Annotated in this window: 1 protein-coding gene; it reads left to right on the forward strand. The window is 44.9% G+C overall.

The features are described from left to right. Nucleotides 1–103 precede the first annotated feature (103 nt). Nucleotides 104–1,030, forward strand: a complete 927-nt coding sequence (locus JMW90_RS13385; RefSeq protein ID WP_201564739.1) for an IS30 family transposase — start codon at nucleotides 104–106, stop codon at nucleotides 1,028–1,030. The last annotated feature ends 26 nt before the right edge of the window (nucleotides 1,031–1,056 follow it).

Below are 1,056 nucleotides of genomic sequence, written 5' to 3' on the forward strand. Positions count from 1 at the left end.
CTTAGATTAACACATGAAGTGCAATACCAAATGCGAGGTGAAAAAAAGACCTAGATGCGCTAGCATCAAAGTTTATATCCACCGCCAAAGTGAGATTGCAACCATGAACTATACACATCTAAGCCTAGGTGAACGATATCAGATTTATGCCCTAAAAGGGGCGAAACATAGTATTAAATTTATAGCTGATGCATTAAACAGAAGTCCCAGCACCATATCAAGAGAGCTTAAGCGCAATGAAAGTCTGCGCGGTTACCGAGCTAATTATGCCGACAACAAAGCCCGTGCAAGACGATCAAACAACGCTTTCACTATCATCGCTGACGTATGGAATTGGATTACAGACAAGCTCAAAGAGAGCTGGAGTCCTGAACAAATAGCTGGGTTTCATGGTGGTATCAGCCACATGAGTATCTATCGCTATATCTGGAGTGACAAGAAGCAAGGCGGCACGTTATGGCAGTATCTTCGCCGTAAAGCCAAACCTTACCGTACGCGACTCACCGCTGAGACTCGTGGTCGTATCAATGACAGAGTCTCAATCCATGAGCGCCCTTGTGTGGTAGAGGGGCGCACGCGGATTGGCGACTGGGAAGCGGATACCATCATCGGTCAGCATCACAAGCAAGCGATTGTGACACTCGTTGAACGCAGAACGGGACTGCTTAAGATGAAGCGTGTGGTCAAAAAGAGTGCTCAGCAGGTGTCAGAGGCAATGATAGAGCTCTTAACGCCCATCAGGTTACAAGTTAAGACTATTACTTCTGACAATGGCAAAGAGTTTGCGAATCACAAAGATATTAAGCAAAAACTCTATAGTGGGTTCTTCTTTGCTGATGCTTATGCGTCATGGCAACGAGGGACTAATGAGAATACCAATGGCCTCATCAGAGAGTACTTGCCTAAAGGATGTGACTTTAGACAAGTCTGTGATGATGAGATACAGCACATTGAGAACAAACTAAACAACAGACCGAGAAAACGGCTGGGATTCAAGACGCCCAATCAGGTGTTCTATAATATCAATTAGCGTTGCACTTGGTGTGTTAATCTAAG

It is taken from the genome of Psychrobacter glacincola, assembly GCF_904846215.1.
Lineage (GTDB): Bacteria > Pseudomonadota > Gammaproteobacteria > Pseudomonadales > Moraxellaceae > Psychrobacter > Psychrobacter glacincola.

What these genes read in the sequence shown, in the direction of transcription:
- JMW90_RS13385 (WP_201564739.1), top strand. Translation starts at nt 104, where the DNA reads ATGAACTATACACATCTAAGCCTAGGTGAACGATATCAGATTTATGCC.